Annotated in this window: 1 rRNA gene; it reads left to right on the top strand. The window is 51.9% G+C overall.

What is annotated here, in order from left to right:
* Positions 1–4 precede the first annotated feature (4 nt).
* A 23S ribosomal RNA gene (locus PV403_RS25110) occupies positions 5–318 on the top strand; the annotation flags it as partial.

The raw sequence follows: 318 nt of genomic DNA, 5'->3' as shown, positions 1-318 counted from the left end.
ATATGGTTAAGCTATTAAGAGCACACGGAGGATGCCTAGGCGCTAGGAGCCGATGAAGGACGTGGCGAACAACGATACTGCCTCGGGGAGCTGTACGCAAGCTTTGATCCGGGGATGTCCGAATGGGGAAACCCAGCTATCGTAATGGATAGTTATCTCCACCTGAACACATAGGGTGGTTGAAGGCATACCAGGGGAACTGAAACATCTAAGTACCCTGAGGAAGAGAAAACAATAGTGATTCCGTCAGTAGCGGCGAGCGAACGCGGATTAGCCCAAACCAATCAGCTTGCTGGTTGGGGTTGTGGGACGTCTCAC

This window comes from Paenibacillus sp. GYB006 (assembly GCF_036577645.1).
GTDB lineage: Bacteria > Bacillota > Bacilli > Paenibacillales > Paenibacillaceae > Paenibacillus.
Note: the sequence above shows the minus strand (reverse complement) of the source record. Positions and strands in the feature narration are given on the sequence as shown.